This is a genomic window from Salinibacterium sp. SWN1162 (assembly GCF_015864675.1).
GTDB lineage: Bacteria > Actinomycetota > Actinomycetes > Actinomycetales > Microbacteriaceae > Rhodoglobus.
This window is the reverse complement of record NZ_JADYWT010000001.1, coordinates 1,365,600-1,385,415: the sequence shown is the minus strand read 5'-3', so window position 1 is coordinate 1,385,415 and position 19,816 is coordinate 1,365,600. Positions and strand designations below refer to the sequence as shown.

At 61.5% G+C, this 19,816-nt stretch carries 24 protein-coding genes and 1 riboswitch; of the genes, 8 read left to right on the top strand and 16 right to left on the bottom strand.

Features of this window, described 5'->3' with window-relative positions:
* Positions 1-74: 74 nt before the first annotated feature.
* Positions 75-1,523 (bottom strand): CotH kinase family protein, encoded by a 1,449-nt coding sequence (locus I6E58_RS06520; RefSeq protein ID WP_197131592.1) that lies wholly within the window; start codon positions 1,521-1,523, stop codon positions 75-77.
* A gap of 128 nt (positions 1,524-1,651) precedes the next feature.
* Here I6E58_RS06520 and I6E58_RS06515 point away from each other — a divergent pair, with 128 nt between their 5' ends.
* The gene (locus tag I6E58_RS06515; RefSeq protein ID WP_197131589.1) at positions 1,652-2,002 is read left to right on the top strand and encodes a metallopeptidase family protein; all 351 of its coding nucleotides are present in this window, start codon (positions 1,652-1,654) and stop codon (positions 2,000-2,002) included.
* A gap of 46 nt (positions 2,003-2,048) precedes the next feature.
* Positions 2,049-2,663, top strand: a complete 615-nt coding sequence (locus tag I6E58_RS06510; protein WP_307842006.1) for a hypothetical protein — start codon at positions 2,049-2,051, stop codon at positions 2,661-2,663.
* Here I6E58_RS06510 and I6E58_RS06505 read toward each other — a convergent pair.
* The 4 genes from I6E58_RS06505 to I6E58_RS06490 are packed head-to-tail and all read right to left on the bottom strand — an operon-like array spanning position 2,660 to position 5,994.
* The gene (locus I6E58_RS06505) at positions 2,660-3,184 is read right to left on the bottom strand and encodes an ATP-binding protein (protein ID WP_197131586.1); all 525 of its coding nucleotides are present in this window, start codon (positions 3,182-3,184) and stop codon (positions 2,660-2,662) included. The two genes, I6E58_RS06510 and I6E58_RS06505, sit on opposite strands and share 4 nt — an antisense overlap.
* Positions 3,174-3,929 (bottom strand): energy-coupling factor transporter transmembrane protein EcfT, encoded by a 756-nt coding sequence (locus I6E58_RS06500; RefSeq protein ID WP_197131583.1) that lies wholly within the window; start codon positions 3,927-3,929, stop codon positions 3,174-3,176. The genes I6E58_RS06505 and I6E58_RS06500 overlap by 11 nt, the downstream gene beginning before the upstream one ends.
* Positions 3,926-5,353, bottom strand: coding sequence for an ATP-binding cassette domain-containing protein (locus I6E58_RS06495; protein WP_307842005.1), 1,428 nt, complete (start codon positions 5,351-5,353; stop codon positions 3,926-3,928). Before I6E58_RS06495 ends, I6E58_RS06500 begins: the two co-directional genes overlap by 4 nt.
* An 8-nt stretch (positions 5,354-5,361) precedes the next feature.
* A complete protein-coding gene (locus tag I6E58_RS06490) occupies positions 5,362-5,994 on the bottom strand; it encodes an ECF transporter S component (RefSeq protein ID WP_129071752.1) in 633 nt (210 codons plus the stop codon).
* Positions 5,995-6,027: 33 nt separating this feature from the next.
* Positions 6,028-6,136, bottom strand: a riboswitch (TPP riboswitch).
* Between the two features lie 26 nt (positions 6,137-6,162).
* On the opposite strand from I6E58_RS06490, the gene I6E58_RS06485 reads away from it, so the two are divergent.
* Positions 6,163-7,089 carry an LLM class F420-dependent oxidoreductase gene (locus I6E58_RS06485; protein WP_197131580.1) on the top strand — a complete coding sequence of 309 codons (927 nt, stop codon included), beginning with the start codon at positions 6,163-6,165 and terminating at the stop codon, positions 7,087-7,089.
* 55 nt (positions 7,090-7,144) lie between these two features.
* On the opposite strand, the gene I6E58_RS06480 is transcribed toward I6E58_RS06485, so the two are convergent.
* From I6E58_RS06480 to I6E58_RS06460, 5 genes are all read right to left on the bottom strand, one after another.
* Positions 7,145-7,996 (bottom strand): DUF3097 domain-containing protein, encoded by an 852-nt coding sequence (locus I6E58_RS06480; RefSeq protein ID WP_197131578.1) that lies wholly within the window; start codon positions 7,994-7,996, stop codon positions 7,145-7,147.
* Positions 7,993-8,436, bottom strand: coding sequence for a VanZ family protein (locus tag I6E58_RS06475; protein WP_197131574.1), 444 nt, complete (start codon positions 8,434-8,436; stop codon positions 7,993-7,995). The genes I6E58_RS06480 and I6E58_RS06475 overlap by 4 nt, the downstream gene beginning before the upstream one ends.
* Before the next feature lie 101 nt (positions 8,437-8,537).
* Complete coding sequence (locus tag I6E58_RS06470; RefSeq protein ID WP_307842004.1) at positions 8,538-9,068, bottom strand: SRPBCC family protein; 531 nt, start codon at positions 9,066-9,068, stop codon at positions 8,538-8,540.
* Positions 9,065-10,429 carry a glucose-6-phosphate dehydrogenase gene (locus tag I6E58_RS06465; protein WP_197132882.1) on the bottom strand — a complete coding sequence of 455 codons (1,365 nt, stop codon included), beginning with the start codon at positions 10,427-10,429 and terminating at the stop codon, positions 9,065-9,067. The genes I6E58_RS06470 and I6E58_RS06465 overlap by 4 nt, the downstream gene beginning before the upstream one ends.
* Before the next feature lie 35 nt (positions 10,430-10,464).
* Entirely contained in the window at positions 10,465-11,091 is a 627-nt protein-coding gene (locus I6E58_RS06460; RefSeq protein WP_197131571.1) for a hypothetical protein, read from the bottom strand.
* Positions 11,092-11,234: 143 nt separating this feature from the next.
* On the opposite strand from I6E58_RS06460, the gene I6E58_RS06455 reads away from it, so the two are divergent.
* The 4 genes from I6E58_RS06455 to I6E58_RS06440 are packed head-to-tail and all read left to right on the top strand — an operon-like array spanning position 11,235 to position 13,482.
* Positions 11,235-11,675, top strand: a complete 441-nt coding sequence (locus I6E58_RS06455; protein ID WP_129071757.1) for a hypothetical protein — start codon at positions 11,235-11,237, stop codon at positions 11,673-11,675.
* 58 nt (positions 11,676-11,733) lie between these two features.
* Positions 11,734-12,258 (top strand): thioredoxin family protein, encoded by a 525-nt coding sequence (locus I6E58_RS06450; protein WP_197131569.1) that lies wholly within the window; start codon positions 11,734-11,736, stop codon positions 12,256-12,258.
* Positions 12,259-12,264: 6 nt separating this feature from the next.
* On the top strand, positions 12,265-13,014 hold the full coding sequence (locus I6E58_RS06445) for a cytochrome c biogenesis CcdA family protein (RefSeq protein WP_197131566.1): 750 nt from the start codon (positions 12,265-12,267) through the stop codon (positions 13,012-13,014).
* Between the two features lie 48 nt (positions 13,015-13,062).
* Positions 13,063-13,482 (top strand): DUF1761 domain-containing protein, encoded by a 420-nt coding sequence (locus tag I6E58_RS06440; protein WP_197131563.1) that lies wholly within the window; start codon positions 13,063-13,065, stop codon positions 13,480-13,482.
* 72 nt (positions 13,483-13,554) lie between these two features.
* Here I6E58_RS06440 and I6E58_RS06435 read toward each other — a convergent pair whose 3' ends face one another.
* From I6E58_RS06435 to I6E58_RS06410, 6 genes are all read right to left on the bottom strand, one after another.
* The gene (locus I6E58_RS06435) at positions 13,555-13,851 is read right to left on the bottom strand and encodes a DUF1905 domain-containing protein (RefSeq protein WP_197131560.1); all 297 of its coding nucleotides are present in this window, start codon (positions 13,849-13,851) and stop codon (positions 13,555-13,557) included.
* 98 nt (positions 13,852-13,949) lie between these two features.
* On the bottom strand, positions 13,950-14,501 hold the full coding sequence (locus I6E58_RS06430; protein WP_197131557.1) for an OsmC family protein: 552 nt from the start codon (positions 14,499-14,501) through the stop codon (positions 13,950-13,952).
* An 85-nt stretch (positions 14,502-14,586) separates the two neighbouring features.
* Complete coding sequence (locus I6E58_RS06425) at positions 14,587-15,975, bottom strand: MFS transporter (RefSeq protein ID WP_197131554.1); 1,389 nt, start codon at positions 15,973-15,975, stop codon at positions 14,587-14,589.
* A gap of 168 nt (positions 15,976-16,143) precedes the next feature.
* Complete coding sequence (locus I6E58_RS06420) at positions 16,144-16,476, bottom strand: glutamyl-tRNA amidotransferase (RefSeq protein WP_129071764.1); 333 nt, start codon at positions 16,474-16,476, stop codon at positions 16,144-16,146.
* 65 nt (positions 16,477-16,541) lie between these two features.
* Positions 16,542-18,059 carry an Asp-tRNA(Asn)/Glu-tRNA(Gln) amidotransferase subunit GatB gene (gene gatB / locus I6E58_RS06415; RefSeq protein ID WP_197131551.1) on the bottom strand — a complete coding sequence of 506 codons (1,518 nt, stop codon included), beginning with the start codon at positions 18,057-18,059 and terminating at the stop codon, positions 16,542-16,544.
* Positions 18,052-19,095: a DMT family transporter gene (locus I6E58_RS06410; protein WP_129071766.1), complete on the bottom strand. Its 1,044-nt coding sequence runs from the start codon at positions 19,093-19,095 to the stop codon at positions 18,052-18,054. Before I6E58_RS06410 ends, gatB begins: the two co-directional genes overlap by 8 nt.
* Before the next feature lie 71 nt (positions 19,096-19,166).
* Between I6E58_RS06410 and I6E58_RS06405 the strand changes: the two genes are divergently transcribed.
* Positions 19,167-19,724: a CGNR zinc finger domain-containing protein gene (locus tag I6E58_RS06405; RefSeq protein WP_129071767.1), complete on the top strand. Its 558-nt coding sequence runs from the start codon at positions 19,167-19,169 to the stop codon at positions 19,722-19,724.
* Positions 19,725-19,816: the final 92 nt, after the last annotated feature.

The window sequence follows — 19,816 nt, the reverse complement described above, 5'->3', positions numbered from 1 at the left end:
AGGGTTTGGGCCTCATTTTTATTTCGCGGCTGTTTTCGTCGTTCGGCTATGCCGTGACAAATCAGCGCGTCGAATCATTCTCCGCCCGGCCGCGTGCCTTCTTGACCGTCGCGGCTCCCTGCCGCGGTTTCTTTCACTTCGCCGGAGGAGTACTCGAGAACTGCCTCAGTCTCAGACTGAATGACCGCACTATCGACGAGTTCAGATGCCTGATCCGAAAGCGTGTCCGAAAGCGATTCGACAATGCTTGCGAATTGGCCGCTCTCGAAGAGTTCCGCTTTCACGTCGCCCAGTGCCTCCTCATACAGCGCAGCAAACTCTGTGGATTCCATAAATCGCGTTGTCAGAATGTTGTTGCCCTGCTGAGCACTTCCACCGCCTTGCGCACCGGCATCGCCAGCGGCAGGCCGGTCTCCGGCGGGCGCACCCTCCGGAACGGCGCCCTCGGGAATGCCTCCCTCGGGCAGCCCACCTTCGGGGACCTCACCTTCCACGAGCGCGCCACCGCGAGCTTCGCCGGCAGGCGCTCCACCACCGGCTTCATTGACCACGCCAAACGCCAGGTTGTGGTCCCACGCCACTACGGACATTAGAGCTGAGTCGGGGTCGTAGTACAGGTAGGAGTTGTTTCCCGGTCCGTCGATATCGTCGAAATTGTTCATGAGATCTTCGATCGCGAGGTACCGTGCAAAAGCGTCGACATCGAGAACTTCGGGAAGTTGAGTGACGAACTCCTCGTCGGTGGTGTTGTTCACCACATCGAGAAAATCGACTAAAGGTTGGTAGTCATCGTCGCCCACTTCACGATCGAACACGTCTGTGTAAGAGTCAGGGTCATCGCCAAGCCAGGAGTAGTCTCCTTCGCTCTCTGCTTTCCACAGGATGCCATCGTCTGAGGGCAACAAACCGGCCTCATAGTTTCGCTCCAGCCACGATTCGTTGGGCACCGCGACAATAAGCCGCAGAGAGTCTTCACTACCGTTTACAGAAAACGCCGATTCGACCGCTTCCTCGGTCGCTAGCCCCGCTGCGCTCAACAGTTCAAGCGCTACAGCCTCGTTGAGTGCGGTCTCAGTGTTGTTGGTGCGCACGACAAAATCAGTCACTCCGCCGACACTCTGAGCGTCGATGTATTTATCGAGTCGGATTCTCCACGGCAATTCTTCAAAGGGAGTGTCAGTAGTCACTTCGCGCAAACTCGAGTTTCCCTTGAGCTTGATGCCTACCTGCTCATAAGTTTCTCCATCGATAACGACGGTCGCTTCGAGCCATTCCTTGTCCCCGGAATCGAGGTAGGTCTGAACCATCGCTTCGACGTCGTCGCTCGCGACGTCAATCTCGATCGAGTGCACCACCGCAGCATCGAAAAATGATTCCGAATCGTTCGTCAGGCTGACGCTGACGAAGTCGGTCGTGCCGCCACTGCTGGTCGCGCTGTCGTTCGTTCCAGCCGAGCAACTTGCGAGGGTGAGGGTGAGAACTACGGTCGCGCTGAGTACGCCCAACAACTTTTTTCTATCCATGATTGCGACGATAAAGATACTGTCTATCAATTTGCTAAGACGCCGTCGGGAGCTTCTGGGGAACCATCGGCACCAGCGTGTGACCGTGGCTTCTCAACGTGAGAAGCATCTACTGGCAGGATGTGTCCATGGACAATCTCGACGAGCAAGAGTTCGACGCGCTCGTGGTTGAGGGGCTAGACGCACTATCCGACGACATCGTCGATGGCCTCGACAATGTCGTCTTCGTGACTGAAGATCGGCCCGAAGACGGCTCGCTCTCAGTGCTTGGCCTCTACGACGGCGTCGCTCTGACCGAACGGGGACAGTACGGCTTTGGTGAGCTGCCCGATCGCATCATTCTCTTTCGTGAACCGCTTCTGGCTGTCAGCGAGTCCCTCGACGAGCTGAAAGAACAGATTCACATCACTCTCGTTCATGAAATCGCGCACTATTACGGTATCGACGATGAGCAATTGCATGAACTCGGGTGGGCGTAGCTGTCGTTGGGCGGTCTAACGGTCACAACCGCGTAGGATTTCGTGAGTGTCACGAACCTCAGGAGGATTGATGATGTCTAGCAAGCGCGCGAGTGCGCTAGTGATAGCCCCTGCGATCATGCTGGTGCTATCCGGGTGCGCCCTGATCGAGCCTGCGGATACCAGCGAGCCGCCGACGGCGATGGAGTTGTGCGCGATGGGTCATACGTGGACTCTCGACACGGCCGACGCGTCAGAAAAGCTCCTCGCTGAACTCGACTCCGAAGATGTGCCGGCTAGTGCTGTCGACCCGACTGGCGGCCAAACGCTGACCTGGACGAGCAACGGCGGAATCACGATCGACTCTGATCTCGTGTTCACGATCACCGCTGAGCCTAAAAAAGACCAAGTCATGACCATTACGCAGTCGTATACCGGCACGGTAACGGGCCAAGCCCTCATCAATGTCGATGTCGCCATCCCCCACAACTGGGATGTCTCCGAGTACACCGTAGAAACTGCCGCGACGCTCGACGACGAACCGGTAGAGGAACTGGAGTACACCATTCCTCGTAGCGATTTTGACGACGTCGTCGGGCTCATCCTCACGTGCGAGGCTGACGCGATGACTATCAACCCCCGCGGAACCGATCTCACTCAGTTGTGGACGAAGACGAGCTAGCTACGCTCAAACCAGCGTGAGATGTCGACGCCGTCGACAATCTCAGCCGCAAGTTCTCGCGGTTTCTCGCGCGCCATAAAGCTCTGCTCGTGCCGAGCCCAGCGCTCCCAGTGCGGGGCGTAGGTGTCGCCATCGCGATCGAGGGCGCGCTTCTTTCGCGCGACATCATCGAGATCGACCCAGATGGTGTGATCGACGAGTGGTTTCGAGGCCCGGCTCAGCGAGCCGATGCCCTCGATAACGATGGGGCGATCACCGTCGAGTTCGTGCCACGCGCCCGCCGAATCGGTGGCCCAGTTCCATTCTTGCCACCGCAATTGCGTGAGAATGCACGGAACAATGCTGCTCGCGGCATCCAGCCCATCCCAGCCCGGGTACAAGTCATCGAGCTTGACGAGTTGAACCTCGGGCCACGCGGCCGCCATCGCTCGGCCCAGTTCGGTTTTACCCGAACCAGACCGACCATCGATGAGACAGCGCCAGCGTGGCGATGGCAGCGGTCGCGTGACGTCAGCCGACAATGAGGTTCCAACTTCCCGTAAGCACGGCCACCACGGTAGCGGTAACGCCCACGAGAAGCCCGACGAGCAGAGTGAGCCACTCTGCTGCGCCCCAGCGTGATTCTCGCGCCCAGGTGCGCTGCTGAGAGCCGCCAAAGCCTCGTGCTTCCATCGCGATGGATAACTTGCTTCCGCGCCGAATCGACAGCACCAGCAGCGCGAAGGCCTGACCCGCGAGTCGACGGAGCCTTCCGCGATCAGCGACGCCGCGAGCGCGTCGAGCCATCTCTAGCGAGCGCCAGTCCTCGAGAAAGAGGCCGACCATCCGCACCGCAGCAAGCGCGCCGAGTACGAAACGATCGGGAAAATGTAGACGCTGGGCAAGCCCGTCGGCGAAGTCAGTGGGGTCAATCGAGATGAAGAGCACCACCGCGGGCAAACCGATCGCGAGCACCCGCAGAAACGTGGCGAGAGCCAGCTCGATTGAGCCGTCGCTGATGCTGATCAGCAAGAATTCGAAGTACACCTCGCCGTCGTAGCGCCCATAGAGCAAGATCGTGAGCGCGGTAAGCGGCGCCGCGATCCAGACCGGCAACGTTCGCAGCCAGAAACGCTTCGGTTCGATGCCCAGGAACGCGATAATCACGAGCTCGAGCACGAGAGCCGTCGCCGCGGAAACCCAGTCGATCGTGAGGATGAGGAAGAGGCTCACAATAAGCCCCGCTCCAAGCTTGGCCACGGGGTTCACGGCCGCGATGGGGATCATTCGAGCACCACCGTAGAGTCTGCGAGCGCGTCGACAAACTCGAGATCGTGACTGACCGCGATCACACTGCTGCCGTCATCCACGAGCCGAGCCAGCAGTGCGAGCAGTTCGCTCCACGTACGCGAATCTTGGCCGAACGTGGGTTCGTCGAGTACCAGAACATGCGGGCGCGTAGCCAGGGCGGTAGCGACACTGAGGCGACGTTTCTCGCCCCCCGAGAGCGTGAACGGGTTGGCTTCGGCCAGCTGCTCGAGACGGAGCCGCGTGAGTAGCTCATCGACCCGAGCATTCATTTCCGCTGTCGAAAGCTTCAGCGCCCGCGGACCCACTTCGAGCTCTGCGCGCACCGTGCTCGTCAAAAACTGGTGCTCCGGGTCTTGAAAAACGGTACCGATTCGAGTGAGCAGTTGACGCGACTTCCATCTGATCGGATGCGGGCCCGCCCCGTTTGCGAGTGCGGGGCTCGCGACCACGGCACCGTCTACCGGTGCTAGTAGCCCGCCAAGGGTGAGTGCGAGCGTGGACTTTCCGGCGCCGTTGGCACCGGTAATGGCGAGCGCGTGGCTGCTCAGGATCTCGCGGTCGAAGGGTATTCCGAGTGCTTTCTTCGCGCGCCCGAATGCCAAGCTTTGCGCCGTAAGAACGGTGTGCTGCTCACCGCGAGCGGTGCGCTGGGGGCGCGGCGGCGGGAACTCCGGAATCCAGACCCCGCGAGCAGCAAGCTGCTGCCCTTGGCGCGAGAGCACCTCCGAAGGTCGCCCGTCGGCGATGACTCCCCCGCCGGCTGCGAGCACAACGACGCGATCGACAACTTCGCTCCACACCGACACGCGATGCTCGACCACGACGATCGTGGCGCCGGTCGCTTCGGCGACCCGGATGACTGCATCCCGAACCTCGGTAACACCAACGGGGTCGAGATTGGCGGTTGGCTCGTCGAGAACGATGAGCCCCGGCTGCATCGCGAGTACTCCGGCGAGCGCTAGACGCTGCTTTTGCCCGCCCGAGAGCGCGCCCGTCGAGCGATCGAGAGCGACGTCGAGGCCGACCTGATCGAGACTATGGCGCACTCGCTGCCAAATTTCGTCGCGCGGCACCCCGAGGTTTTCGCAACCGAAAGCAACGTCGTCACCAACGCGTTCCAGAATCACTTGACTATCTGGGTCTTGAATCACGAGCCCCGTGCGGCCACGAACGGATGCCGGATGCTCGCCATCGACAAGAAGTGAGCCTTCTGACTCACCTTCGTCGTCACCGACTATCCCGGCAAGGGCATGGAGAAAGGTCGATTTTCCTGCCCCGGATTCGCCGAGGAGAAGTACACGTTCGCCCGGTTCAATGCGCAGGTCGAGCCCGCGCACCGCCCACGCGAGCCTGCTGGAGTGGCGCCACCCCCATCCTTCGACGGTGACGCCAGCAGGCACTGTGGGGGTCAGACCCGCTTCGCAATCTCGCGACCGGCACCGAAACGGTTGAGCGCGCCGGTGGCAGCAAGACCACGCGTGGCGAGCCACGAGAGTAATCCGGCGATGAGCATTCCGCCGACGACGCCAGCGATCGCGTAAATGACAATGAAGGGCAGTGCTGAGCCCGGGTACCAGAGCAGCAAGTCGGTGATGACCATGGCGAGTCCTGCTCCGGCGCCGGCCAGAATGGCGCCGCTGACCCGCCAGTTTGCGTAGAGGAACGCAGCGAACACGATCTCGGCGCCCACTCCTTGGGTAATACCGCTGACGAGGGTGAGGATGCCCCACTGATTGCCGATGAGGGCCGAGACCGAGGCTGCGACGACTTCACCATAGATTGCGGCGCCCGGCTTACGAATAACGAGCGCGGTGAGAACACCGGCGAACAGCCAGAAGCCTCCGCCGATCGCTTGGAGTCCCGGGAGCAGCGCCGAAAACGGTGCCAGTGCCGGCGTTGACGCCACGTTCCAGACGACGAAAATCAAGCCGCTCGCGACGCCGATGACGCTGGCCACGACGATGTCGATGACGCGCCACTGAAAGCGCGATCCCAGCGTCGAGGTGGTGGACGAGGGTGAAGATGGTGCTGTTGTGGTCACTTTCGTGCCTTTCACTAGTGAATGGCACGGGTTTCAAGAGTGTCTGCTCCCTGCGCTGGCATGATCCAGATCAGGTTCGACGGTCGAAGCTTGGAGAAGCTCCCTCTCAGCCCGGCTCACCGGACTCCCGTGTTCGCCACCCAGTCTAATCATCAATAGGCTCGGGGCATGGACTTCCGCATCTTCACAGAGCCTCAGAACGGCGCCAGCTACACCGACCAGCTTCTGCTCGCGCAAGCGGCAGAGCAGCTCGGCTTCACGGGCTACTTTCGCTCTGACCACTATTTGACGATGGATGACCGCAACGGCGGCATGCCTGGACCGACAGACTCCTGGACCACGCTCGCCGGTCTCGCGCGGGAGACCTCGACTATTCGCCTCGGTACGCTCGTCTCGTCGGCGACCTTCCGGCATCCGGGAATCCTGGCGATTCAGGTCGCTCAGGTCGACGACATGTCGGGCGGGCGCATTGAACTCGGTTTGGGCACGGGGTGGTTCGAGCGCGAACACGCCGCCTACGGCATCCCCTTTCCGGCAAAGCGGTTCGGGATGCTCGAAGAACAGCTCGACGTGATCACGGGCATCTGGGGCACTGACCCCGGAAAGACTTTCTCGTATGAGGGCAAGCACTACCAGTTGAGCAACTCCCCCGCGCTGCCGAAGCCCACGCAAGACCCGCTACCGATCATTATCGGCGGCAGCGGCCCGAGCCGTACGCCAGCGCTCACGGCTAAGTTCGCCGCCGAATACAACGCTGGCTTCGCCACCATCGCACCGCTCAAGGAACGCATCGACCGCGTGCATGCCGCGTGCGAGCACTTCGAACGCGACCCATCGACCCTCGTGCTCTCGATAGCAGGAACGACCGCAGTCGGAGCCACTGACGCTCAAATCGACGCTCGCGCGACCGCAGCCAACAGCACCCCGGACGCGTTGCGCCTCGGGGGCTTCGCGGGGACCGCAAGCGAAGTCGTCGACAAGATCTCCGAGCTAAAAGCCCTCGGTTTTACCCGGGTCTACTTTCAGATCATGGACTTTCACGACCTCGACCAGCTCGACTTTCTCGCGCGCGAAGTGCTCCCCCAGCTCGACTGAGCGACGGCACATCTGCGAAGCGTTGCGCTCGCTAGCTAGCTAGCTAGCTAGCGAGCTACGATTCTTGGTCGACCGTCACGAAGTCGATCAAGTGCTCAACGCGGCCCAACAGTTCAGGTTCGAGATCGCCAAAGTTCTTCACCTTCGACAGGATGAACTGCCAGGCGCGCGCGATATCCGCTTGATCGTCATGAGGCCAGCCGAACGCCTCGCAGATGCCGTGCTTCCACTCAATCGTGCGGGGAACGGTGGGCCAGGCGGCGATTCCGAGGCTCTGAGGCTTGACCGCCTGCCAGACATCCACAAACGGATGCCCGACGATCAGCGCATACTTGCCGTACTTGCCGCGGCCCACAGCCTCGGCAATGCGACTCTCTTTTGAGCCCGGCACAAGGTGATCAACCAAGATGCCCAGCTTGCGTTCGGAGTTGGGCGCAAAGTCCGCGACAATCTTCTCGAGATCGTCGATGCCCCCCAGGAACTCAACAACGACTCCCTCGGCTCGCAGGTCATCGCCCCACACCTTTTCGACGAGTTCGGCATCGTGGCGACCCTCCACATAAATACGGCTCGCAAGCGCGGTGCGGGCGCGCTGCTCTGGCGCGGCGAAAGAGCCCGACGCGGTCTTGCGAGTAGCGGTCGCACCGACTTTGGGCGCGGGCTTTGTTAGCTCGACCGGCACGCCATCGATCAGATAGCCACTTCCCAGCGGGAAGGCACGGGAGCGGCCGCTGCGGTCTTCCAATTCCATGAGTCCGTCGGTAAAGCGCACGAGTGCACCGACGTAGCCGTCGGCAATGACTTCGACGACCATGTCTCTCTCGATCGGGACCTTCGGAAGAACCTTCGGGCCGCGCTGAATGCTGAAGTCGGCAAGAACATCGTGGGAATAGCGGTCGTCGGTCACCGATCGAGGTTAAGCGGTGCCGCCGAGTTGCTGGCGGAGGCGCGACGAGAGGTCGCGAGGTTGGTGGTGGCTTGCGTAGTGCGCGTCGCTGGCCGTTCCGAGTGTTCGCGCCAGAGGGCTATACCCACGGCAGCTGAGACTCCGATGCCGGCACCGATGCTGGCCAGAAGAATGTCTACGACAGCGGCATAGCCCGCGGGCATCCACACTGTCTGCGCAGCTTCGAGCCACGACGCCGCGACGATGCTAAAGGCGAGCGCTGCCCACCACCGTCGGCGACCGAACATGCCGACAAGAAAGACACCGACCGGAATGAACGCTACGGTCGTCCACAGCCAAAAGCGGCCATCGCTGCCCGGGGCAATCACGAAAGCGAGACTCGCCAGAGCGGCGAAGTACAGCGCTGCTGCGGCAGCCACTGCAAATCTCGATCGGAACATAGAAACATTGTCACAAGCGCATCTCCGCGCAAGTTGTGAGAATGGTGCGTGGAGGGTGTGAACGACGCCGTTTCTTGCAACGATTAGATAACTGGAGCTGACTAACGTGCAGCGAGACGCTCAATCTCCCGAGCGATCGGAGGCAAGACTCGGCGCATGTACCGCCCCCACCACAGTCGTACGATGAGCCACACCGCCCACCGTCGGCCACGCTTGGCGACGAAGGTGTAGCTCCATGAGATGCGCGCACCGTTGATCGTGCTGTCGAAATGCCATTCGGCGCGGGCGCCCGAGACGAGCATCCCGAACAGTCGCTGAAAATCGCTGAGCTCGTAGGCAAACAGCCCGGGGACTTCGGTGTCAGTGATCGTCTCAATGACATGACCACTATCGGAGAGAATCAAGCGGCGAGTGCGGCCGATCGTGTCCCAGTCGCCCGACTGATCCAATACCGCGACAACGGCGGGCAACGGCCCAAACCGCGGATAAAAATCGGTGGGGTCGAGAGGTCCCGAGAGCACGTACGCCTGCTCTGCACTCGCGCGGGTGCGTGCGGTTGCGCGCGCCGTCACACCTCGACCGCCCGTCACACCTCGACCGCCCGTCACGCCCCGAGCGCCGGTGCCTGTCACGGCCGGCTCCACGATTCGGGGCCGTGCGACCCTGCTGGATACTCCTCGAGGGGAACCCGGTCGTTGCGAAAGGCGTCAAGCACCGGAGCCACGATTCGCCAACACTGTTCGGCAACATCGCCCCGCACCGAGAGCACCGGATCGCCGTCGATGAGTGACGCGATGACCTCGCCATACGCGCTCATCGCCGCGTCGCCCAGCGTGGTTGTCAGTTGAGTGCGATCGAGAGTGAACGGGTCGCCCTCGCCATTCACGATGAGATCGAGCGAGAGCGTTGCAGGCTTGATCGAGATGGTGAGTTTCGCCGGCTCGGCGCTACCTGTGAGCCCGTTCGGCAAATGCGGAACCGGCGCAAAAGTAATCACGATGTCTTGGCGGGAATCGCCCAGAGCTTTGCCCGAGCGCAGCACGAACGGAACTCCCGCCCAACGCCAGTTGTCGATCTCGAAGGTGACTTCAGCGAGAGTTTCAGTGCCAAGCTCCGGGTCGACACCATTCTCATCGACGTACGCCGGAAGGCGGCGATCGCCAATCGTTCCCGCGGTGTAGCGGGCACGTCGCGCACACGTGCCATCGACCGTTTGCACGCGAGTCGCACGGAGCACCTGCGCCATAGAACCGCGAAGGTCCTCGGAACTCACGCTCGCTGGCGGCTCCATCGCGGTGAGCGCCAGAACCAGCAACAGATGGCTTTGGATCATGTCGACGACGGCTCCAGCACGGTCGTAGTATCCAGCGCGACCTTCCAGAGCGAGAGCCTCATCGAAAATCAGCTCGACCTTCGCCACGTTGGGCGCAGCCAGCAGCGGTTCGAAAACGCGGTTAGCGAAGCGCAACCCCAACAGGTTCAGCACCGTCGATTTACCGAGAAAATGGTCCACTCGAAACACTTGCTCTTCAGGCACGATCGTCTGCAGGATGCGATTGAGATCGCGAGCGCTCGCTTCGTCACTGCCGAAAGGCTTTTCTAGTGCGAGCACAATGCCTTCGGGCAGTTCGAGCGTCGCGAGCACGGCCACTGCCTTCTGGGCAATAGCAGGAGGCAAGGCGAAATACAGCGCCACGCGACCGGAACCCGCGGCAATCAAGTCACTCAGTTGATCAGCATCAGTAACGTCGGTTTGCACGTAATGCGCTGCGTTCGCCACAGCGGTGGCCGCGGGCGAAACTGAGGCGTCGAAGGACTGTGTCACTCGGGAGCGCCAGGCTGCGTCATCCATTTCTTGGCGATCAGCGCCGATCAGCGTTAGCGACTGTGCCTCGTCGCTCGCCAGAAACGACGCCAGCCCGGGCAAAAGGAGTCGGGAAGTCAGGTCGCCGCCCGCTCCCAAGATGATCAGTGTGTCAATGCGTGCCATCATCATGCACTCTCTGCTCGGTGCCGCTGCACGGCGTATTACTTCGAATGGGTGGTGCCAGTATCTCCAGCGGCGCTCGATTTTTGCTGGGGAGCAACGGCGGTTGCCGATGCTGTGGCGGTAACCCCGGCAAATCGTGAGGCGGAACCGCGGCGGGACCACGCCATCCACCACCACACAAGAGCACCGACGACAGCGGAGCCGACAACGCCTACGACGGGACCAAGGAGCACAGCACCGCCCACCGCAGAGTCAGTCGCCTGCGCGGCAATCGTCAAGTACGCCACAAAGAGTGGAACATCGAGGAGAGCAACGATCCCGAGCGATTGAAAGGTGATCTGCCACGGTTTACGCACGGCGCCGCGCGCAAGTAGAAAGATGCTCGCGAAGGCAGCGAGAGCAACCAAGAGCAGTGCCACGATCGCGATCACGATGATCACCGTGCCGATCACGCTGCTGGTGTTGCGGATGAAGTCGGCCACGACAGGGACGTCACCGAAAAGCCCGCTTACACCGTTCGCTGTTCCACCGAGCAGCAACGTGAGGCCCCCACCAAGCGCGACAAACCCGAGCATGAGCCAGCCCACCGAAAAGAGGGCGTGTGCCACCGCACCGGCGACAAGAGAATAGCCACGTTGGGCACTGGTGAGCTGGGCCTTTTGCATGCTTCGACGTTAGCGCAGGGCGGTGTCAGACCGCGAGGAACCGAGCGATCGGACTCGACACGAAAAAGAGTCGTGACACCAAAACGCGGGTGATTTGGGCGCTTCGTGGGACAAAGAGGCGTTCGACTCGCTACGGTTTGGATATGAAATCGTGGAGAGACGCGCTCAACGCCGAGCAGCAGGCTGACGTTGATCGAATTCTCGACTCGTCGCTCACTGTGGCGCGCAAGCATTTGAGCCATGCCAGCGAGTTCATGACGTTCGCTCTCGTAACCGACGCTTCAGGCCGTGTACTGGAGATGTCTGCCGACGAAGCGCTCAAAAAGAAGCATCTGGATGCCCACGCTATGATCGCGCAGACCGTGACGCAGTTGCGTCAAATGGCTGCTATCGCACGCTGCAGCGCGATCATTTCGAACACGCGAATCGCCTCTCTCAAGTCGGACGCCATAGAAGTGCGCATTGAGCACAAAGCGGGCGCCGCGCTGATGGTTTTGCTCCCGTATACGCGAGCCAGATTCACAGGTGCGCTAACTTTCGGCGATCTCAAGCTGTATTCGCACACTCCCGAAATCTGGGGATAGTCCCAGAAATTTCTCGCGAGGCGGAACATTATCCGTTCCGCGTGCGTTACTGGATGGCATGAACAAGCGAATTCTCGCGGTCATCGTTGCTCTTGCCGTCATTGTCATTGCAGCCGTTTCGATCGTCGCACTCCAAAACTCGAACGACTCCGCTGACACCACGGCATCCGTTGGCGGTTCCGCAGCCTCCGAAAGCCCGAGCGAACCTGACGCTCCTGAAGGCTCGGAGACCGAGGCCGGCGCTGACGACAGCGCTGCGATTGCTAACGATGGCGGCGGCGATTACGTCGACTACAGCCCGAGCGTCATTGCGGATGCCGATGGCCGCGTCATCCTGTTCTTCCACGCCACCTGGTGCCCGCAGTGCGTTTCTGCTGACGGCGACATCACGGCGTCGGGCGTTCCTTCAGGGATCACGATTGTGAAGGTCGACTACGACACCAATCAAGATCTGCGTGCCGAGTACGGCGTAACGCAACAGACGACCTTCGTCGAGGTCAATTCCAGCGGCACTAAGGTTCAGGACAACTTCGTTGCCTATGCCGACCCATCGTTGAACGCTGTTCTCACCGCGCTCAACTAGGTCGCGATGCTCAGCCTGATTCTGCTCTCCTTTGTTGCGGGAGTTCTTACCGTCGCGGCCCCGTGCGTGCTTCCCCTGCTACCCGTCATCGTCGGCGGTTCGATCGCCCGCACGAGTAGCGACTCGACCGTGGCTGAGCGTCAGTGGTTCCGCCCGGTCGTTATCGCCGTGAGCCTCGCCGGCTCCGTCATTCTCTTCACGCTGTTGCTCAAAGCAACGACGGCACTGCTCGGGATTCCACAGTTGGTCTGGCAGATCATCGCTGGCGGCATCCTGATCATCTTCGGTCTCACGCTGGTATTCCCGGCGCTCTGGGAACGTTTCATGATGGCCACGGGCATCCAAAACCGCACTAACGCCGTGATGAATCGCTCGTACTCGCACGGTGGTCTCGGTGGCGACGTGATGCTCGGCGCTGCTCTCGGCCCGACGTTCAGCAGTTGCTCCCCCACCTACGCGTTGATTCTGGCGACGGTGCTTCCTGTCTCGTTCGGCGAAGGCCTGCTGTACATCGTGGTCTACGCGCTCGGTCTCGCGATCGCTCTTTTGATGATCGCGTTTTTGGGCCAAGCCTTCGCGCGCAAGCTGGGCTGGCTTGCCAACCCGAATGGCGTCTTCAAGCGCGTAGTCGGCATCATCCTGCTCGTCGTCGGCCTTGCGGTGATTCTGGGCCTCGACAAGCAATTTCAGAGCTACGTTCTCGAGCAGGGCTGGTACGACCCGATCCAACGGTTCGAAGAAAGCATCACCGGCTAATCGTCGCGAGAGTAGGCTTCGGGCACTCGTTAGCAACCGGAGGTTGTCATGGTTCCCGAAATCAACTACATCGCGGTCATCCTCGCGACTCTCTCCAGCATGATCGTCGGCACCATCTGGTATTCGCCGCGCGTTTTTGGCAACTACTGGATGAAAGCCGCGGGTATCACACCGAGCGGAAACGCGGCAGATGCGCTCCGTCCCATCGTCGTCACCATCATCGTGAGCTTCATCACCGCCTGGGTACTCGCGGGCGCAGCGTTCATCGCCTTCGACTTTTACGGTGGCAGCTTCTTCGTGAATACGCTGCTGACGAGCATCGTGCTGTGGGGCGGATTCACGGCCGCTCGTTTCATCACGCATGATCAGTTCGATGGCCGCCCGAACGGCCTCACGGTGCTCAACGTAAGCCACGAGTTCGTCACCATTGTTGTGATGGCGCTGATCATCGGAGTCTGGCCCGCGTAACCTCCGGGCCGCCCGCCCGACGGTGCGGTGCGGTGCCGCCATCGCCCTGCGGCCTGCGGCCTGCGCAGGAGGCTAGATCAGCTGAATCGTAACCTCGGCCGTGTCGCCGGCTTCTAAGCCTTCAGAGTGCCGCACAGCGATCTTCACGGGCAAAAAGTATGCGTCTTCGAGGCTGCTATCGGGAAAGATTGAGGTGGTCCACGTGGTCGCGCCAATCGTGACCTCGACCGCGATGGCACCGAAGCCCCGCGGCGGCGACGGAATCTCCTTGATGTCGACTCCGACATCCGGCGGCACCTGAAGAAAGTGCACACTCGGCTTTGACGCCCACGGTGTGAGTTCAGAGGTGAATTCGAAGGCGGGTTTCATATCCCGAGGCTACTCGTCAATGCCGCGGTTAACAGAAAATCGACCGGTAGCCTGAGCTACCGGTCGATCATGTCTGAGGGCATCATCATGGGGTGCCGTTAGCCCTTGACCACCTGCGTGGTGATGGAGGTCGGGTTAGCAAAGAGGTCGAGTACCGGGCAGTGAGCGTCAACGGCATCGCGCAACTCGTCGTAGCGTTCTTGCGATTCTGGACCAGTAATGGTGGCGTACAGGCGAATCGCTCCGAATCCATTGCGGACGTTCTCGTCGATGCCAAAGAGGCCACGAACATCGAGGTCACCCTCGGCCTTGACGGAGATGTCATCCACTTGGATGTCGAGCGCCTGAGCGTAGAGGCGAAAGACCACTACCTGGCAGGCGATCAGCGCGCCGAGCGCAATTTCGACCGGGCTGGCGGCGACATCATCACCCGCGAGTCCTTCGGGCTCGTCGATGTGGAAGACGTGTTTGCCGGCTTTGAGAACAGTGCCGACCGAGCCAACGCCCTTGCCGGTGACGACGTAGGTGAGCTCTGCAGCGGCCGGTTTGGCAGCGATTCGTGAGTTCCACGCGGAGCCCGCGGCAGTCAATCGAGCGGCGCGGTCGGCAGCGAGGTCAGTGGTCGTGGTGTCATTGGTGAGAAGTGTCATGCGGCGAAGGTAATCGCAATCGTTCACGCCCGCGAGAGCGTGCCGTAACGCTCCGACACACTGCTTAACACAGCGAAATAATGTGTCAGCGCGTGCGAACCCGCAAGGCCACAGGAATGGATGCCACAGCCAACACCGCCGCAAGGCCGAGAGCCGCCACGAAACCCGCACCGTTCACGAGACCGCCGACGGCAGCGAAGACGAGACCACCGAAAGCAATCGCTACGGCGCCACCCGCGGCATCCGAAATCGACAGCGCAGCACTGTTGAAGCCCTGGTCACGCGAGCTTGAGTGGCTGAGAACGAGAGTGGAGAGCCGCGGGAAAGTGATTCCCATACCGGCGCCGGCGACAAGCCAGCCCGCCGCGGCAATCCAGAGCGAGAGCATAAAGTACGCGGTTACGAATTGAGTCGCGAGACCGACGCTGAGCAACAGCGATCCGACCACCACCACCTGACTGTGCGAGACCGACTCAGGCAGGCGCCCCTGCAGTGCTGAACCGACCGCCCACGACACCGCGCCCACGGTGAGGATGAGTCCCGCGGCCCACGCCGGCAAACCGTAGCGTTCGTTGAGGAGGTACGGCAGATACACCTCGGTTGAGAAGAACGCTGCAGCGAAGACACCACGGAGGACAATCGTGGTGGGCAGGCCACGACGCAGGGTGAGCGATCCCTCGGGCAGCAACGGGCGCAGTGCGATGATCGCTATCACGAGCGCTGCGATCGCCAACGGCCACGCGAAGGCTCCGCCGCTCTCACCGCCGAGGCTGATAGCCACGATGGCGACGGCCGCCACGACTGCCCACACGACGGCTCGCTTACCGGAAGACTTTTCCCCCGCGGTGATCGGCTGGTCGAGCAGAACGCGCACGGCGGGCAGGATCGCAGCACCCGCGGCGATGACGAGAAAGACAACACCGAAGAAAACCCAGTGCCAGCTGATCTGCTCGGCGACAACACCAGCGAGCGGTGGGCCGATCAGCGAAGGAAGAACCCACGCCGAAGCGAATAATCCAAAGATCTTCGGATGCAACACTGCCGGATACAGCCGGGCCACCACCACGTAGAGCGCCACAATGAGCGCGCCGGAGCCGAGACCTTGCAAAAAGCGCCCGATGATGAAAACGCCCATTGTTCCCGCGAAACCGGCCACGAGAAGTCCGACGGTGAACACCGCCATCGCGGCGATCAGAGGCTTTGCTGGCCCCGTGCGGTCAGACCATTGCCCGGCCAGCACCATGCCGATCACACTCGCCGCAAGGCTGCTCGAGAAGGCAACGGAGTAGAGCGATTGACCATCGAGGTCACGGCTAATCGTGGGCATGACCGTCGTGACCGCAAGGGTCTCAAACGCTCCCAAGAAGATCAACGAGAAAGCACCGATTGTGGTCCACATCACCTGTGGTGAAAAGATGCTGGAAGGGATCGGAATGGGGCTGGTGGGCGTGCCCACCGGGGCGCTGCTTGTCATGGTGTTGTGCTCTTCAGTAGTACGAAGCTACTGCAGACGGGGCGGATCGTCCCTCGTCAGGGCGGTGACTCAATCACGCGCGTGTACTGGCGGCTGCGGTGCTCTCTCAGTGTACGCCGCAGCCGACGCAAAACAAGCAAATTTGACTAAGTTTGAGCGGTATTCTCGCTAGGAGATTTCGACGACCGTGCCTTGACCGAGTTCGTCAGCGTCGGCATCCGTTTGCACGGCAAAAACGCCCGTCGGAATACCCGGCAGGTTCGCTACGCGGTTGGCAACGCCCATGAGCGTTGACTCGTCAGCACCCGTGATCACGATGACGTAGGCCTCGTTGAAGACGTCGCCCTCTTCAACGACAAAGATCTCCCCACCCTCATCGAGCTCAGCCGTGAACTCCACGAGTGACTCGATCCAGGGGAAGCGGCTCTCGCCCTCAGCCACCTCAGTGTCGGGGGTAAGGGGAACGTGGATTTCGACGACAAGCTCGGCAGTTTCAGACATGACCTCAACGGTACTGCCTACAACTGACGTTCGAGCCGTGCCAAGCCCACGCCGCGTCAAGCGCCTTATTCGGCGGCAGCGCGCTCCAAGACCAGTTCGCGAACGCGCGCAGCGTCAGCTTGGCCCCGCATCGCCTTCATGACCGCACCGATCACGGCACCAGCAGCCTGCACCTTGCCCTCACGAATCTTCGCGAGAACATCGGGCTGGGCGGCAAGGGCCTCATCGATAGCCGCAATCAGCGGGCCATCGTCAGACACAAGCTTGAGCCCACGGCTCTCGACAACCTCGGCGGGGGTTCCCTCGCCGGCGATAACACCCTCGAGAACCTGGCGAGCCAGACTGTCGTTGAGAACGCCGTCGTTCATGAGCGCAACGAGAGCCGCGACATCCGCGGGGCTAATCAACGAGCTAGCGTCAGCACCCTGGATGTTGGCGAGGCGAGCGATTTCTCCGGTCCACCATTTACGCGCTTGAGCTGGTGTCGTTCCGGCCTCAACCGTTGCTTCGATCTCGCTGAAGAGCCCGGCGTTGTTGACGTCACGGAATTCAAGGTCCGTGAAGCCCCACGCGGCCTGCAGGCGCTTGCGACGCTGGGCCGGCGGCTCGGGAAGAGCCGCACGCAGCTCAGCAATGAGCTCAGCCGAAGGCTCAACCGGGAGAAGGTCGGGCTCGGGGAAGTAACGGTAGTCATCCGCGTCGCTCTTGGGGCGACCCGCGCTCGTGACACCGGTGTCTTCGTGCCAGTGGCGGGTCTCCTGAGTGATCGTGCCACCCTTCTGAAGAATGGCCGCTTGGCGCTGGATCTCGTAACGAACCGCACGCTCAACGCTGCGCATCGAGTTCACGTTCTTGGTTTCGGTGCGCGTGCCCAACTTGCCGGAGCCGCGCGGGCTCAGCGAGATGTTGGCGTCACAGCGCAGGTTGCCGCGCTCCATGCGAGCCTCGGAAATGCCGAGCGAGCGAACGATGTCGCGAATAGCCGAGACGTAGGCCTTGCCGACCTCGGGAGCATCCGCTTCAGCACCCGTGATCATGTGCGTGACGATCTCGACGAGGGGAACACCCGCGCGGTTGTAGTCAACCAGCGAATACTCGGCACCCTGGATGCGACCGGTCGAGCCACCCACGTGGGTGAGCTTTCCGGCGTCCTCCTCCATGTGCGCCCGCTCGATCGGAATCGTGATCGTGCGACCGCTCTCGAGCTCGATCTCGACCGAACCCTCGAACGCGATCGGCTCATCAAACTGGCTGATCTGGTAGTTCTTCGCCAGATCGGGGTAGAAGTAGTTCTTGCGGGCGAAGCGTGAACTCGGCGCGATCTCGCAGCCGAGCGCGAGCCCTAGGGAGATCGAATACTTGATCGCCTCTTCGTTGACCACAGGCAAGCTGCCGGGCAAACCGAGATCAACCGGAGTGATCATGGTGTTCGGCTCAGCATCGCCCGCACCCGCCGCGGCAGGGTTCGGAGCATCCGAGAACATCTTGGTCTGGGTATTCAACTCGACGTGCACCTCGAAACCGAGCGTCGGCTCAAATAGTTCGAGTGCTTTGTCGTAGTCCATCAATTCAGCTTTAGCCACCCAACGATTGTACGTGGCGCAGCGGCACCGTATCGGTACCCGGTTCGAGCGGCGCGGATGCCGGGGCCAAAATTGGTTCATCCTCGTCGCTCGGAAAGGCCTCGGCCTCGATGGTGAAGTCACCAATATGCTCGGATTTCTCGGAGCGCACGAACGCGATTCCCGCCAGAATCAGCGCACCGCCCACGAACTGCATGATCGACAAGTTCTCGCCAATCAGAAGCCAGGCGTAGATCGCTGCCGTGACGACCTCCAGCAGACCGACGAACGACGCGAGGCGAGAACCGAGCATTTCGCTCGCCATGATGCTCGTCGAATACGCGATACCGGTAGCGACGATACCCACGATGAGGAGCGGTGCCCACCACGGAGCCACAAAGCCCAACACCGTGACATCCACTAGCGGCATATCGAAGGGCACAATACCGAGCAGCCCCACGAGCCCCAAGATCACGCCGCCGAGCAGCAGACCGGCCGATGCCAGAGCGACAGCGGGAAGCCCCTCACTCGTGCGCGCAGCAATCACGTAGTACACCGCCGCGCCGATTGCCGCGAGGGCCCCGAACATGATGCCCACCGGGTCGAGCGCTCCCGACCCTTCCGGTGACACCACGAGAATCAGCCCGCCCAGCGCGACGACCGAGCCGATCAATACCACCGCTTTCGGCGTGCGTCGTGACGTGGCCCACGCGAAGGCCACGAGCAGCAATGGGGCCATGTACTCGAGCAGAATCGCGATCCCCACGGGGATACGTTCAATCGCCGCAAAGTAAACCAGCTGGGTACCTGAAACCCCGATCGTGGCCATGAGGAGGATGCGACTGCGGGCGTACCAAAGCGCGATCCAGCGCCCCTTGAGCGCCATGAAAGCGAACGGGGCAAGCACCGCGCCCCCGATGAGCACGCGCACTGTGACCGCAGCGGCGGGACTCCACCCTGCTTCTAACACCGGCTTGATGAGTGCCCCCGACAGGCCAAAACTGGCGGCGGCGATCAGTGCGATCAACAAACCGAGGGACGTGGAGGGCTGTTTCATGAGCTACTGCTTCGAACGAGATTGACGAGTATTTCTGCTGACGCTAGTCTCGAAACAAATAAGGAGTCAAATTGCATTTTGCCCCTGACACGGTAGAGAGTCTCGAGTTCGCGGTGTTACTCGGAAACTCACACGAACTCGCGAGCAGATCGGGCGTCGACGAACTGATGTCGGTTAGCCAAGTGCACGACCTCGTCATGCAGTTTCGGTTTAGCGGGCGCATCGACCGCGACGACGCCGAAGTGGCCGACGTTCGGGCCGTGCGTGACCGCATCCGCGGCATCTGGAAGCTCACGCGCGACGACGCCGCGATCGAAATCAACGCGATGCTTGCTGAAGCTAAAGCCCTGCCGTTCTTAGCGCGCCACGGCGACTCCGACTGGCACCTGCACGCCAACGACCCCGAAGCGCCGCTCGCGGAACGTATTCAGGCCGAGGTCGGACTCGCGCTCGTCGACGTTGTGCGCTCCGACGCCATGTGGCGGTTGCGGCGCTGCGAAGCCCCCGATTGCGAAGGCCTCATGGCCGATCTCTCGCGCAACGGGTCGCGACGGTTCTGCAGCATCCGTTGCGGAAACCGGATGAACCAAATTGCGTATCGCGAACGGCAGGCCGCCGACGACGCCTAGCCACACGCCCGCACGCCCGGATACCCGGATACCCGCGACACGATCGCGTTAACGCACTCGACCCGCGCTCACGATGAGCGCGGGTCGAGTGA

Coding starts and splice junctions, on each gene's coding strand:
- I6E58_RS06520 (WP_197131592.1), bottom strand. CDS start 1,523: ATGGATAGAAAAAAGTTGTTGGGCGTACTCAGCGCGACCGTAGTTCTC.
- I6E58_RS06465 (WP_197132882.1), bottom strand. CDS start 10,429: ATGATGGCACGCATTGACACACTGATCATCTTGGGAGCGGGCGGCGAC.
- I6E58_RS06450 (WP_197131569.1), top strand. CDS start 11,734: ATGAACAAGCGAATTCTCGCGGTCATCGTTGCTCTTGCCGTCATTGTC.
- I6E58_RS06430 (WP_197131557.1), bottom strand. CDS start 14,501: ATGACACTTCTCACCAATGACACCACGACCACTGACCTCGCTGCCGAC.
- I6E58_RS06435 (WP_197131560.1), bottom strand. CDS start 13,851: ATGAAACCCGCCTTCGAATTCACCTCTGAACTCACACCGTGGGCGTCA.
- I6E58_RS06420 (WP_129071764.1), bottom strand. CDS start 16,476: ATGTCTGAAACTGCCGAGCTTGTCGTCGAAATCCACGTTCCCCTTACC.
- I6E58_RS06515 (WP_197131589.1), top strand. CDS start 1,652: ATGGACAATCTCGACGAGCAAGAGTTCGACGCGCTCGTGGTTGAGGGG.
- I6E58_RS06460 (WP_197131571.1), bottom strand. CDS start 11,091: ATGCAAAAGGCCCAGCTCACCAGTGCCCAACGTGGCTATTCTCTTGTC.
- I6E58_RS06425 (WP_197131554.1), bottom strand. CDS start 15,975: ATGACAAGCAGCGCCCCGGTGGGCACGCCCACCAGCCCCATTCCGATC.
- I6E58_RS06475 (WP_197131574.1), bottom strand. CDS start 8,436: ATGTTCCGATCGAGATTTGCAGTGGCTGCCGCAGCAGCGCTGTACTTC.
- I6E58_RS06445 (WP_197131566.1), top strand. CDS start 12,265: ATGCTCAGCCTGATTCTGCTCTCCTTTGTTGCGGGAGTTCTTACCGTC.
- I6E58_RS06500 (WP_197131583.1), bottom strand. CDS start 3,929: ATGATCCCCATCGCGGCCGTGAACCCCGTGGCCAAGCTTGGAGCGGGG.
- I6E58_RS06440 (WP_197131563.1), top strand. CDS start 13,063: ATGGTTCCCGAAATCAACTACATCGCGGTCATCCTCGCGACTCTCTCC.
- I6E58_RS06455 (WP_129071757.1), top strand. CDS start 11,235: ATGAAATCGTGGAGAGACGCGCTCAACGCCGAGCAGCAGGCTGACGTT.
- I6E58_RS06485 (WP_197131580.1), top strand. CDS start 6,163: ATGGACTTCCGCATCTTCACAGAGCCTCAGAACGGCGCCAGCTACACC.
- I6E58_RS06410 (WP_129071766.1), bottom strand. CDS start 19,095: ATGAAACAGCCCTCCACGTCCCTCGGTTTGTTGATCGCACTGATCGCC.